General features: G+C 32.7%; 13 protein-coding genes. 9 read left to right on the top strand and 4 right to left on the bottom strand.

Annotation, left to right across the window (positions count from 1 at the left end; genetic code table 11):
• Position 1: 1 nt before the first annotated feature.
• Positions 2 to 3244, bottom strand: coding sequence for a SusC/RagA family TonB-linked outer membrane protein (locus tag EV144_RS18670; RefSeq protein ID WP_134150667.1), 3243 nt, complete (start codon positions 3242 to 3244; stop codon positions 2 to 4).
• A 583-nt stretch (positions 3245 to 3827) separates the two neighbouring features.
• Positions 3828 to 4994, bottom strand: coding sequence for an MFS transporter (locus EV144_RS18665; protein ID WP_134150666.1), 1167 nt, complete (start codon positions 4992 to 4994; stop codon positions 3828 to 3830).
• Between the two features lie 102 nt (positions 4995 to 5096).
• Between EV144_RS18665 and EV144_RS18660 the strand changes: the two genes are divergently transcribed.
• The 4 genes from EV144_RS18660 to EV144_RS18645 all read left to right on the top strand — a co-directional run bounded on the left by EV144_RS18660 (position 5097) and on the right by EV144_RS18645 (position 7632).
• Positions 5097 to 5930 (top strand): AraC family transcriptional regulator, encoded by an 834-nt coding sequence (locus tag EV144_RS18660; RefSeq protein WP_134150665.1) that lies wholly within the window; start codon positions 5097 to 5099, stop codon positions 5928 to 5930.
• A 72-nt stretch (positions 5931 to 6002) separates the two neighbouring features.
• Positions 6003 to 6389, top strand: a complete 387-nt coding sequence (locus EV144_RS18655; protein WP_134150664.1) for a hypothetical protein — start codon at positions 6003 to 6005, stop codon at positions 6387 to 6389.
• 149 nt (positions 6390 to 6538) lie between these two features.
• Entirely contained in the window at positions 6539 to 7069 is a 531-nt protein-coding gene (locus tag EV144_RS18650) for a DUF3347 domain-containing protein (RefSeq protein WP_134150663.1), read from the top strand.
• Positions 7069 to 7632, top strand: a complete 564-nt coding sequence (locus EV144_RS18645; protein WP_134150662.1) for a helix-turn-helix domain-containing protein — start codon at positions 7069 to 7071, stop codon at positions 7630 to 7632. Before EV144_RS18650 ends, EV144_RS18645 begins: the two co-directional genes overlap by 1 nt.
• A gap of 46 nt (positions 7633 to 7678) precedes the next feature.
• Here the strand turns inward: EV144_RS18645 and EV144_RS18640 are convergent, their stop codons facing one another.
• Together EV144_RS18640 and EV144_RS18635 are read right to left on the bottom strand one after the other, a co-directional pair.
• Positions 7679 to 7960 (bottom strand): Txe/YoeB family addiction module toxin, encoded by a 282-nt coding sequence (locus EV144_RS18640; RefSeq protein ID WP_134150661.1) that lies wholly within the window; start codon positions 7958 to 7960, stop codon positions 7679 to 7681.
• Positions 7936 to 8166: a DUF2683 family protein gene (locus EV144_RS18635; RefSeq protein ID WP_134150660.1), complete on the bottom strand. Its 231-nt coding sequence runs from the start codon at positions 8164 to 8166 to the stop codon at positions 7936 to 7938. Before EV144_RS18635 ends, EV144_RS18640 begins: the two co-directional genes overlap by 25 nt.
• A 313-nt stretch (positions 8167 to 8479) precedes the next feature.
• Between EV144_RS18635 and EV144_RS18630 the strand changes: the two genes are divergently transcribed.
• The 5 genes from EV144_RS18630 to EV144_RS18610 all read left to right on the top strand — a co-directional run bounded on the left by EV144_RS18630 (position 8480) and on the right by EV144_RS18610 (position 13614).
• Positions 8480 to 9193, top strand: coding sequence for a heavy-metal-associated domain-containing protein (locus EV144_RS18630; protein WP_134150659.1), 714 nt, complete (start codon positions 8480 to 8482; stop codon positions 9191 to 9193).
• The gene (locus tag EV144_RS18625; RefSeq protein ID WP_134150658.1) at positions 9193 to 11439 is read left to right on the top strand and encodes a multicopper oxidase domain-containing protein; all 2247 of its coding nucleotides are present in this window, start codon (positions 9193 to 9195) and stop codon (positions 11437 to 11439) included. The genes EV144_RS18630 and EV144_RS18625 overlap by 1 nt, the downstream gene beginning before the upstream one ends.
• A 490-nt stretch (positions 11440 to 11929) precedes the next feature.
• Positions 11930 to 12619 (top strand): hypothetical protein, encoded by a 690-nt coding sequence (locus EV144_RS18620; protein WP_134150657.1) that lies wholly within the window; start codon positions 11930 to 11932, stop codon positions 12617 to 12619.
• A 108-nt stretch (positions 12620 to 12727) separates the two neighbouring features.
• Positions 12728 to 13285, top strand: a complete 558-nt coding sequence (locus EV144_RS18615; protein ID WP_134150656.1) for a hypothetical protein — start codon at positions 12728 to 12730, stop codon at positions 13283 to 13285.
• An 83-nt stretch (positions 13286 to 13368) separates the two neighbouring features.
• The gene (locus tag EV144_RS18610) at positions 13369 to 13614 is read left to right on the top strand and encodes a hypothetical protein (protein WP_134150655.1); all 246 of its coding nucleotides are present in this window, start codon (positions 13369 to 13371) and stop codon (positions 13612 to 13614) included.
• Positions 13615 to 13658: the final 44 nt, after the last annotated feature.

Here is a 13658-nt window from a genome sequence, read left to right as displayed (position 1 = left end):
ATTAGAAATTAAGATTCATTCCAAAAACCATTTGTCTGCTTCTTGGATAAGGACTTGAATCAACCCCTGGTGTAAGCGGGTTTTTTCTTTTTGTAGAAACTTCGGGATCAGAACCCGAGTAGTTAGTCCAAACAAAAACATTGCTGGCTGTCAGGTAGAATCTCAATTTAGAAACCCCAAGTTTAGATGTAAACATTTCAGGTGCTGTATACCCTAATGTTAAAGTATTTAATCTTAAAAACGATGCGTCTTCTACTGCCCAATCCGTAAATATGGCACTTCTCATATAAGGAGACCACATTGTTGTGTTAGCATTAAGAGCTGTTAAAGCAGCAGGATCTGTTACTAATTGACCCGAAACAGGATCTAAATTTGTCCATCTCTGCCCGTCAGCCATAGTAGAATTTAAATTTTTATACTTTCCAGAAGCAGTAGCTGTCGAAAACTCAATTTTATCAGCATTGTATACATCATTACCAATACTCCAGTTAAAAGCTGCCATTAAATCAAATCCATAAGCATTTCCATTAATAACAAAACCACCTGTACTTTTAGGATTAACATTTCCAATAATTGTTTTGTCGCTTAGATCTACTTTACCATCTCCATTAACATCTTTCAATTTCATATCTCCAGGTTTAAGAGTACTTCCGTCTCCAACTAAAGTAGTAGCAGTACTAACTACGCCTGTTTTTAAAACATATTTCCCTCCTACATAATCAAAGTCCGCAACCTCATATCTTCCATCATTTTTATAACCGTACATGGCACCTAATGAAGAACCAACCTCTATTAGATAATCATCTCCAATTTGAGAAGAAGCCCAACCTGTAGCCTGTCCAAAATTGTTCATAACACCTAATGAGTTAATACGATTTTTGTTCATTCCCATATTGAATGAAAAATTCAATCCATATTTTTCTTTTTCAATTGCTACAACATTTATAGTAGCCTCAAAACCTGTGTTTTGGGTTTCTCCCATATTACGATATTGAAAATCGTATCCAGATCCTGAAACTGGAAAATTAATTAACAAATCACTTGTAATATTTTTATAGACATCAAAATTACCACTTAAGCGATTTTTAAAAAATCCAAAATCCAAACCAAAATTCTGAGTTACTGTGGTTTCCCATTTCAAATCAGGATTAGGCATTGTTTTAGAAGGTGCCCAAACACTTGTAACTCCATTAACCCATGTTGTGGCTGTAGATTGAAAAATTTGAACTTGCTGTCCTACAGGAATATTATTATTTCCTGCTTCACCATAACTAGCTCTTACTTTTAAAAGATTTAGCCATGTTTTATCTTTAAGAAAACTTTCTTCAGAAATTTTCCATCCGGCTGCAAATGCTGGAAAATACCCCCAACGATTTTGTTCTAAAAATTTACTTGAACCATCTGCACGAAATGTAGCTGATAATAGATAACGATTTTTATAGTCGTAATTGGCACGTCCGAAAAATGATAATAACCTATCATCGGGCATGTAATAATTATCTACTGATTGCGGTGTTCCTTGTGTTGTTAATGTTTTTGCTTTATTAAAATCAAAAAATGTAGGATATCCGTGAATAGTTGTAGTTACTGTATTAGAATTATAGTCAATACTTTCTTCTCCAATAAGAGCAGTTAAGTGATGATCTTCGCCCATTATTTTTTTGAAATCATAATTCAGCGTATTAGCATTTCTAAAACGTCTCTCTTTAGTATCTCCCATGATCATTGCGGGCATACCTTGTAACGTACTTACCGGCGCATTTGCTATATAATAAGTAGTTAATCCGTAAAAACGATAATCCTGAGTATTAAAATTATCCAGACCTAAATCAACTTTTAGTTTTAAATTGTCTACAATCTCCCATCCAAAACTTCCTAACATATTAAAGTTCTTACGAAACTGCTGACGATCATTATCAGAAATTGATTTTAATGGATTTATTAATACATCTGTTCCATCTCCATTTACATCTTCTGAAGTTAAACCTGAAACTGGAAGTGGAGCATAACCAACAATAGTACGCATACGCGAATCTGTAGAAGATTTCTCATTTTGTTCATTTACACCTCCGCCATCAATCTCTGTATCTGAATAACGCATAGTAAAACCAACATCAATCTTCTTACTTATTTTACTCTTCAAAGCCAATGAAAGGTTATTTCTTTTATAATCTGAACCTAGCATAATCGCTTTTTCATCATAATGCGCGTAATTGAAATTATAACTAAGCATATCGCTTCCGCCTCTAATTCCTAAATCACGACTTTGCACCTCACCCGTACGTCCAAAAATTTGCTTTTGCCAATCATCTCCTTTTAAACCTTTGTACATATCGTGATCTTGCCAATTTCCAAAATACTTAGTGTACGAAGATGGATCAGAAGCTACTTTTGTTCCCGTTTGCGAAAGCAAAGCATATTCGTATTGCCATTTAGTATAATCTTCTGGCGACAAAACATCAATTTGATTTGCCACCTTTTTCATACCATAAAACATATTGAAGCTTACCGCCATTTTGCCGTCTTTTCCACTTTTTGTAGTAATCAAAATTACCCCGTTTGCACCACGAGATCCGTAGATTGCGGTTGAAGCAGCATCTTTTAAAACCGTCATTGACTCAATATCTGATGAAGAAATATCATTCATACTGTTTATCGGAAATCCATCCACAATAATTAATGGCGATGAATCCTGAGTAAGAGAACCACCTCCACGAACTCTAATTTTTATATCAGCATCTGGAGAACCCTCTGACGCAGTTACCTGCACACCTGCAATTCTACCTGTTAAAGCTTCAGCAACATTTGCAACTGGAACTTTTTTCAAATCGCTGCCTGAAATTGTCGATACTGCACCTGTTAAATCCGATTTCTTAGATGTACCATATCCGATTACTACAACTTCATTCAAGCTATTAGAATCTTCAGATAAAGAAACATCTAGTTTAGTTTTTCCTGCTACAGAAAACTCTTTAGTCTTAAATCCTATAAATGAAAACGTTAATACCGCTTTCGGATTTGTGATCTTAATTTTGTATTGACCGTCAAAATCGGTAGAAGCACTATTCTTCGTGCCCTTCTCTACGATATTTACACCAGGCAATGTCAGTCCCGCAGCATCCTTAACCGTCCCCTGTATCGTTTCAGTCTGCGCACTTATTTGATTGCTCATCAGCAAGCACAATAAGAAAATAACTGCAGAGCAATAATTTGCTCCTTTGTTAAGTAAATCTTTAAAATTCATGGTTGATTGTTTAAGTTATTAAATGGTTTTCTTTTAATTAATGTGGTTTTTTGTGGTTTATATATGTGTCAAATTGTAATTTAATAAGAGTGCGTTTTCAAGAATTTTAACATACAATGGAAACGTCTTAATAGTATTCTAAAATCGATGGCTTTTTTTGAATAATAAAATGTTGTAATCGATTACACAAACATAAATATTTTTTTCAAATGAAAAATAAAAATTCATAAAAAATTCATAAAAAAAATTAGATATGGAAAATTATCCTTGATTTTTCTAGAAGATGTATAATTTATAACGCCTAAAAATATTATATATATTTTTATTAATTGTGTATTTGGTTAGATTATTGCAAAAAAAACAATCGATTACATGAGTATAAATTACAGAATTATTAGGTGTGTTTTTTACACTTAAAAGTAAAATAATGGCGACAAAAATTAAAAAAAATGAAAAAAATGAAATATATAATTTAAAATGTATTTTCTGACTTACGCCTAAAAATGGGACATTTTGAAAAAGTGCAGAACAAAAAAAAGCCCTTAAACAAAAGTTAAGGGCTTTCTAAAAAGAAGTAAAAATGTTATGCGTGCTGTAATTGTAAATTACTTTTATGCTTTTTTATTAAAACAATAGTTATGATCATTCCCACAACAGACATCACGACACCTATAAGATTTGGTGAAGCAAAACCATATCCTGCCGCCAAAGGTAGTCCGCCAAGAAAAGCTCCTAAAGCATTCCCGATATTAAAACTTCCCTGAAGCGCTGCAGAAGCGATCATTTCGGCATCTTTTGCTGTACGAATCATCAACATTTGAATTGGCGCAATAACAGAAAAAGAAATGGCACCAGTTAAAAAAGTAAAAAACAAGGAAGCATATTGATTGAAAGAGAAAAAGTAAACCAAAATCAAATCTACAGCCATTACAAATAATAATGCTAATGTAGTTGGTGCAGGCGAAAATTTATCGGCCAGTTTACCTCCTAAAAAGTTTCCTACCACCATTCCGAAACCAGCCAGAATCAAAATATACGAAACATCTTCTGGAGAAAACTTAGAAACGTTTGTCAGCAATGGCGCTATATAACTAATCCATGCAAATAGACCTCCAAAACCAACAGCCGTAATTCCTATAATAAGCCAGGCATCAATTTTCTTAAAAAACAACAATTGCGTTTTCATGTTTACGGTTTGGTTTTTCTCTAAGTTTGGCATCCATAAATAGATAAACAAAAAGGTAAGCAAACCCACAATTGCAATAAGTATAAAAGTATATCGCCAGATAAAATTATGTCCGATATACGTTCCGATAGGCACACCAATTAAGTTCGCCAATGTTAAACCTGAAAACATAATTGCAATTGCCTGCGCTTCTTTTCCTTTATCAGCCAAACGGCTCGCAACTACCGCACCTACTCCAAAAAAGGCACCGTGAGGTAATCCGGAAAGAAATCTGGAAGCAAATAGAAAATTATAATCCGGCGCAATGATAGACAAGGCGTTAAAAACCGTAAGCATCAAAGCTAAAATCAGTAACATTTTTTTTGGAGCAAAATTTCTACCTATAATAACCAATAAAGGCGCACCAATAACAACACCCAGTGCGTATGCGGAAATTAAATATCCTGCTACCGGAATCGTAACTTTCATGTCTGAAGCGATATCAGGCAGTAAACCCATCATAACAAATTCGGTAATTCCGATTGTTAGTCCCCCTAATGAGAGGGCAATAAGACTTTTTTTCATTTGAATAAAGAAGAAAGGAATAGACTTTCTATGATGCAAATTTACACCGGTTTTAACAAAATTTAGTTGTACATTTGTGATATAAACTTGTAAATTTAAGTTATGCCAAAATTAAATCAATTTAAAACACTTGCGATTGATGAATTTGAAGATGAAGAATTTCACCTTCCGCCGCATACACATACGTATTACGAAATCATTTATATCAAAAAAGGAAGCGGCATTCATCATTTAAACAACAATTTATTACCGTATAAAGCTGGTGATTTGTTTGTTATTTCGCCCGATGATGAACATTATTTTGATATTAAAAAGAGTACTCGTTTTTTCTACATTAAATTTACGGACAGCTATTTTAATTCGAAACAAAATCTTACTTGTGACGAATTTCTGGTACATACGCCAGAAAGTTTTATGCGCGACAAAACATTAAAGGAAACGGTTTTAAAATTAGACGATCCCTGCAAAACAATTTTAAGGAATACTATTGAAAATATTGCTGCTTACAATTGCAAAACAGACGTATCTAATTCGCCTATTGTATTTTATCAGATTCTTTCGATTTTTGGATTAATAAAAGAAACTATGCGCGGTATGAATCTTGTCGTAAAAGGAAATTCTATTGATAACGAGCAAATCACTTCTTATATACATCAAAATATTTATCAGCCAAAATTGGTTCAGATCAAAGTAATTGCAGATCATTTTAATATTGCTCAAACGTATTTTAGTGCTTATTTCAAAAGGACTTTTTCGATTAGTTACCGGGATTACATTCACAATTTACGAACGACTTTAATCGAAAAAAGAATTCATAATAATCAACTGCCAATTAAGCAGATTGCTTATGAATTTGGTTTTACTGATGAAAGCCATTTATCAAATTATTTCAAAAAAAGAAAGAAAATGAAGCCTACCGATTTTAAAAAGCTTTAGTTATTGAAATCTTAAAAAATCTCTGAACTGATTATTTTTCTCTAAATTTGTATCACAAAAACAAAATTTCCTTTGCCAAAAAAAGTCTACATATTATTCTTTTACCTTATGATTGGTTTCTTTTTGATTCCAAACTCTGGTTTTGCCTGCGGAAATAATGCTGATAAAACTTCGACTAAAAAAGAAATTACTTCAGACAAGAAAGAAAAAGACTGCTGTAAAAAGGATTGTTGCAAGAAAGATTCAAATTCTAAAAAAGAAAAACATGATTGTGGCGGAAAATGCAATCATACCAATTGTACAACTTCTTCTTTTCAATTGAACATTCCTGCATCAAATGACTTTGATCTTCAAAATAGCGCGTTTAATTACGCTATAGAAAAACCTATTTCTTATTATAATGAAACCAATGTTTCTGATGGTTTTACTTCTATTTGGTTACCTCCTAAAATAAAATAATTGTATTTGTGACAGCTATAAATGGGCTTTGCCTACTTCTAAAATTGCCACAAAGGCTCTAAGCCACTAAGTTTTTTCTTTAAGATCTTTATTCTTTTAAGAAACAACTACATTCAATTAAAATTAATATTCTTTTAAAATCATATAAAATGAAAAATTCAATAAAAGCTATTCTTATAGCAATGACAATTATAGTATCTGCAAATACAATTTCAGCAAAAGAAATAAAACCTCAACCAGTATCAGAAGATGTTTTAAATTCGAGTCAATTGCAATCTGTTTTTGATAATTATTTTGCTGTAAAAGATGCCCTTATCAAAAGTGATGCTAAAACTACTTCGGCGAAAGCTGCAACTTTATTGGCTTCAATAAGTGCTGTAAAAATGGATAAATTAAAAAGCAGCGAGCATACTGTTTGGATGAAAGTGGTAAAAAAATTAACTGCTGATGCAAAAGCAATTTCATCAAACCAGGATCTCAAAAAACAACGTGAGACTTTTAAATCATTATCTAAAGGTACTTACGAATTGATTAAAGTTTCTAATCCAGAACAGCCCATTTACAAACAATATTGCCCAATGGCAGATGCAGATTGGTTGAGCAAAGAAAAAGCGGTTAAAAATCCATATTACGGTTCTTCGATGCTTACTTGCGGCAATGTGGTAGAAACTATCAAATAATGACAAAGCTATACATCAAAAATATGGTGTGCAGCAGATGTATAATGGTTGTGAAGTCTGAGTTGGATAAACTCGGACTTCAGACTATTGCTGTTGAATTGGGTGAAGTCGAACTACAAAATGAAATTTCAGAAAATCACAAGAAAGCTTTACTTCAAAACCTAAATGCTATAGGTTTTGATTTGATGGATGATAAAAAATCAAAAACCATCGAAAAGATAAAAACACTGATTATAGATTTGGTGCATCATAAAAACAATGAACTTAAAATTAATCTGTCTGATTATTTGGTGCAAAACCTCAACCAGGATTACAGCACGCTGAGCAATTTATTTTCTGAAATTGAAAACACGACGATAGAAAAGTATTTTATCAGCCAGAAAATAGAAAAAGTAAAAGAGCTTTTGGTTTATAATGAACTTTCGTTGAGTGAAATTGGAGATATTTTAAACTATAGTAATGTTGCTCATTTGAGCAATCAGTTTAAAAAAATTACTGGTTTTACACCTACGCAGTTTAAGCAGTCAAAAGAAAAAAATCGTATTCAGATTGAGAATTTGTAATATGAGTTTATTGTATAAAAAAATGTGCTATTAATTAGCACGTTTTTTATTTATCTGAATAATGACCCATTGCAGAAATCACAACTACTGTAACTATTTCTTCTTCAACGGCATATATTAATCTGTCTTTTTTATTGATTTCTCTGGACCAAAATCCAGCAAGATTGTGTTTTAATGCTTCAGGTTTTCCAACTCCTTCAAATGGATGCTCTGTCAATTCTTCTAAGATTCGTTTAATCTTTTTTATACTGCTTTGATTTCCTGACTTTAAATGTTTTGCAATATCTAACTGCGCTTCCGGAATTATTTCAATCCTAAACTTCCCCATATATCATTAGGATCAATTAGTGTAGTTTTAGACTTCCCACTTTTATAATCAGCATATCTTTGCTTAATTTCAGCGACAAATTCAGGATTATAAGGACTTTCATCTTCCTCTATTTTAACACCTTTATTTGTTACAGCTAATAACTTTGCAAGTTCAAGCAATGTTTTACCTGCCTTGGTACGCTCGTTAATAGTTATTGTTGTCATAATATTATTTTTACAAATACAAAGATACAAAAATCATGCTGTTTTAATATTCAACAATATTAATAACAACAGAAGAATTTAAAATCGTTTTTTTACCGCAAAGACCGCAAGGATTTCACACAGTTCGCAAAGCTATTTACCCAAAGCTTTGCGAACTTTCTTTTTTATAAATATCGCATATCAAAAAAACCTTGTGGTCTTTGCGGTAAAAAAACGTAACTTTAATAAATCTTACAAATCATTCTCAAAATTATACAAACCGAAACCGGCTTTACTTCGGAAATTTGCATTGTAATACCTAAAAAATAAAACAATGACACATACTTATCAACTTACCGGAATGACTTGCACTAGCTGCGAAGACAAGGTAAAAAAAGCATTACAATTAGTAGATAATGTTACCGAAGTTGAAGTTTCTAAAAATGATAATACTGCAACTGTAACCATGAGCAAGCACGTTGCTTTAAATGATTTACAAAATGCTTTAGAAAATAAATATAAGATTTCAGCCGTTCATCATAATGAAATTGCAGAAGAAGCAAAATCCTGGGCAGAAACCTACAAGCCTATTTTACTCATTTTCTTTTATATAAGTTTAGTTACTCTATTAATACAACTTGCCAATCATCATTTTGATTTTATGCAGGCAATGCGTCATTTTATGGCGGGATTCTTTTTAGTCTTCTCCTTTTTTAAAATGCTGAATTTAAAAGGTTTCGCTGAAAGTTATATGATGTACGATGTTGTCGCTAAAAAAATTCCGGTTTGGGGTTATGTTTATGCTTTTCTGGAATTGGGCTTAGGAATTTCGTATCTAATAGATTTTAATCCAATAATAACAAATGCAGTAACTTTTATTGTCATGAGCGTGAGTATTATTGGCGTTTTACAATCTGTTCTCAATAAAAAGAAAATTCAATGCGCTTGTTTAGGAGCCGTTTTTAATCTGCCAATGAGCACAGTAACGATTATCGAAGACGGTTTAATGATTATTATGAGTTTAATAATGCTGCTAACAATTGTATAATGAACTTTACTAAAGCTATTATTTCGTCAATATTGTTTCTGATTTTCATACAAAATGTGCGTTCGCAAAAAGTGGTGCGTTATGACTTGCACGTACGCGATACGATTGTCCATTTTTCTGGAAAAGAAAAACGCGCAATTGCGGTAAACGGACAAATTCCGATGCCGACTTTGACTTTTACTGAAGGCGATATCGCAGAAATTTATGTGCATAACGAACTTAAAAATGAAGATACAGCTTTGCATTGGCACGGATTGTTTCTTCCAAATAAAGAAGATGGTGTTCCGTATCTGACTCAAATGCCTATTAAACCCGGAACGACACATAAATATTCTTTTCCAATTATTCAAAACGGAACGTATTGGTATCACAGCCATTCTGGTCTGCAGGAACAAATTGGTTTGTACGGACTTTTTATCATCAATAAGAAAAAAGATGATCCTACGATTAGAAAAGGAATTGATGATTTGCCTACAATTCCGGTTATTTTAAGTGAATGGTCGGATCTTAAACCAGAGAATATTCAGCGAATGCTTCATAATGCAAATGACTGGTTTGCCATAAAAAAAGGAACAACTCAAAGTTATGCGGAAAGCATTAAACAAAAACATTTCGCGACCAAAGTGACCAATGAATGGAAGCGTATGAATGCGATGGACGTGAGCGATGTTTATTATGAGAAGTTTCTATTGAATGGAAAAAACGAACAACAGCTTTCACAATTTAAACCCGGAGAAAAAGTCAGGTTACGAATTGCCAATGGAGGCGCATCGAGTTATTTCTGGCTGACTTATGGCGGCGGAAAGATTACGGTTGTAGCGAGCGACGGAAATGACGTTGAACCTGTAGAAGTTGATCGTTTAATTATTGCCGTTTCTGAAACTTATGATGTTGTCGTTACAATTCCAGAAGATAAAAAAGCTTTTGCATTTTTGGCTACAGCCGAAGACAGAACAGGATCTGCTTCTTTGTTTTTAGGTAAAGGTGAAAAACAGCCTATTCATCATCTTTCGAAATTAAAATATTTTGAAGGAATGAAAATGATGAACGACATGATGAAAATGAACGGCGAAATGAACGACATGGGAATGAATATGTCTCTGAATAAAATGGACATGAACGCTGTTATGTATCCTGAGATTTCTGGCGAAGATGAAAATGCTAAACCAATGGATCATTCGGCTCATAATATGGAAAGTATGCAAATGGCAAACTACAGCACAGAAACTCCGGAAATCGTTACGCTGAATTACGGAATGTTGAAATCGCCATTTAAAACCAATCTCCCAAAAAATGCACCTGTAAAAGAATTGCGTTTTGAATTGTCTGGAAATATGAATCGCTACGTTTGGAGTCTGGACAATAAAGTGATTTCTGAAACGGATAAAATCTTAATTAAAAAGGGAGAAAACGTCCGCATTGTTTTATACAACGGTTCAATGATGCGTCACCCGATGCATTTACACGGACATGATTTTAGGATTCTGAATGAACAAGGAGATTATTCACCTCTAAAAAATGTGATTGATATTATGCCGATGGAAACCGATACTATCGAATTTCAGGCAAATGCAGATGGCGACTGGTTTTTTCACTGCCATATTTTATATCACATGATGGCGGGAATGGGACGTATTTTTAGTTATGAAAATTCGGCACCAAATCCGTTGATTCATCATCCTGAAATGGCTTATAAAATGCTAAAAATGGACGATCGTATGTTTCATTTTATGGCTGAAAATGATTTTGCGTCTAACGGAAATGATGGGGAAGCAATGTACAGCAGTACGCGCTGGAGCATTGGTACAGAATGGAGATTGGGTTATAATGATCACGGTTACGAAACTGAAACACATATTGGCCGTTATATCGGAAAAAATCAATGGTTGATGCCTTTTATTGGTTTTGACTGGCGTTACCGAAAAATGGAAGACGGCGAAATGGAAAAAAACCTTTTTGGACAAACGAATACAAAAGACAGTCGCTCTTACTTTAGCGCCGGACTTGAATATACTTTACCAATGCTGGTAAAAGCGCAGCTTGAAGTTTATACGGATGGAAATGTGCGTTTACAATTTGAACGAAAAGATATTCCGCTTGCTAAACGTTTACGCATGAATTTAATGTGGAATACGGATAAGGAATATATGGCGGGTTTAAAATATATCGTGGCGAGAAATTTTGGAATCACAACGCATTATGATAGTGATATGGGGATTGGGTTTGGAGTTAATTTGAATTATTAGTTAATCGGATTTTTAAATTCTATAAGTTATTAAGGTTTAATAGAATTGCTTTTTTTTAATTAATACTGATTAAAGATTAAATCTTTTTCTTACCAAAAAAAGCGGATTGGCATCAATTTTGAAATTAAGAGATTGTAATAAAAATCTTTTTAATAAATTTATGTCTCAAATTATTTTCTGCCTATTAATTATCTTGCCATTAAGCTTTCAAATTTTATTTGGTATAGAATCAGTCGCTGACAGGATCAAATTAAGTTTCGCCAAAGTATCCCTAATTAGTATTTTCTCTCAATTCGTTTTTGCTTTTATAGACTATAAATTACTCTCCGATAAATTGAGAATGAGGTCAAATGGACAGATTCACTGCGGACTGCCTTTGGTTGGCTTGGTAACATTAGAACTTTTTCTGATAATCCTCATATTGGTGATTATTTTAATTCAATTTTCGGTTAAAAGGTTTCAAAGTCGTACTACTAAATTATAAATACAGATGAAATTTATTCCCCTATATAGTATCCTGTTATTTAGTACCCACTTATTTGCCCAATTTGCGATTGTAGCAGACAAAGAAGGATGTGTAAACATCAAAAATAAAGCACAACAAAATGATAATGACATTTCAGATCAATTAGATAACGGTTTTATCGTTTATGGTTTTAAACCCGAAAATGATTGGGTTCGCATACATTATACAAAAAACAATATTGATTTACAGGGTTATGCAACCAAAGGCGGTATCAAATATTTGTCTGAATTTGTAAAAATTCCTTTAATCAATGAACCTTCAACAAAAGCTCTGTTTCTCAAGGATAGTTTGAAAGTTTATTTTGAAAATAAAAAGTTTAATCCCAGAACATCAAAAATTACGTATTCAAAAGCAGACCCATCAAAAATTGAAAAAATTAATGGCAAGAAATATTGGGGCACTGATGGAAGTATGCCAAGACTAACATACCTGTCTATTAGAATTTTTAAAGGAAATAAATATATTGAACTTCCTAAAAACGCTTTTGACGATTTATTTGAACCCAACTTTCCGTATGTCCAGATATATTATGATCCAAAAACGGATATTTTATACATTGCTTCTAGTAATAGTCATGCCACGACAAGTTATGAAGTTCTATGGATTATTGAAAAGGGAAAATACAAAGAGCGAAAGATTGTTGATGGTTTTTAATCTTATACAATAGCTTTTTTTTTACAAAAATACAACACTGCATTTATTCTTATAATTAGTAAATCATGGTATATTTGGTTTAATATTATCAACCAAAATAATCAAATTATGGAATTAAACGATTTCAAAAAGAATTTTAACGATCAGATTACAAATGAACTGACTTTATTGTTTGAAATAAACGATGAACTTGGTTTCGAAAATTATTCTCAGGGTTTTGGTTTATTGAGAGATGAAAAATACGGAATCGCAAGCTGGTCTGAAGATGAAGCTTTTCTTGACAAATTAATGCCTTTTGCGCAAGCAAACGGTTCTGGTTCTATGTATGTTTTATGGAATAATGATTCTGGAAATTCTTTAAACGATCTGCCTGTAGTTGTTTTTGGAGATGAAGGCGGCTATCATGTTATTGCAAAAAATATTTTCGAGTTTATGCAGTTATTGACATTTGACACCGAAATTAGTGTTGATCATGAACAGGTTTACTTTTATAAAGACATAGAGGATTATGAAGAAAGTGAATGCCTGCAGGAATACATCGATTGGTTAAAAGAAAACTTTAATCTGGAACCTGTTCAGGAAACTGAATCTATCATCGAAAATGCACAAAAAGAATACAAAGAAGATTTTAATCAATGGGTTTCTCAATACTTTTCAGAAGACTAATTCTACTTTACAAAAACATTAACAAAACTGTAAGAATTAACCACAACAAATCCTATTATATTTGATCAACTAAAAATAAAAAAATGACAAAAATAATTACGATCTTAACCATTGCATTATTCTCTATCGGAATTCAGGCTCAGGAAACTAAACCGGTAAAAAAAGAAGCTGCTAAAAAAGAATCCTGCTGTTCTAAAAAAGCAGATTCGTCTAAAAAAATGACTGCAGCCGAAATCGATAAATGTAAAGCAAAATGCAAAGCAGAAGGAAAAACTTGTGAAGCAGGAAAAACCAAAAAAGACAAAAAATCTTGTTGTGCAAAAGCATAATCTAATTTTATTTTAAATACAAAAGCCTCAGTAAATTGAGGCTT

Origin of the sequence: Flavobacterium sp. 270 (assembly GCF_004368785.1) — a bacterium.
In the GTDB taxonomy this organism is placed as follows: domain Bacteria; phylum Bacteroidota; class Bacteroidia; order Flavobacteriales; family Flavobacteriaceae; genus Flavobacterium.
This window is presented reverse-complemented; position numbering and strand designations above follow the sequence as displayed.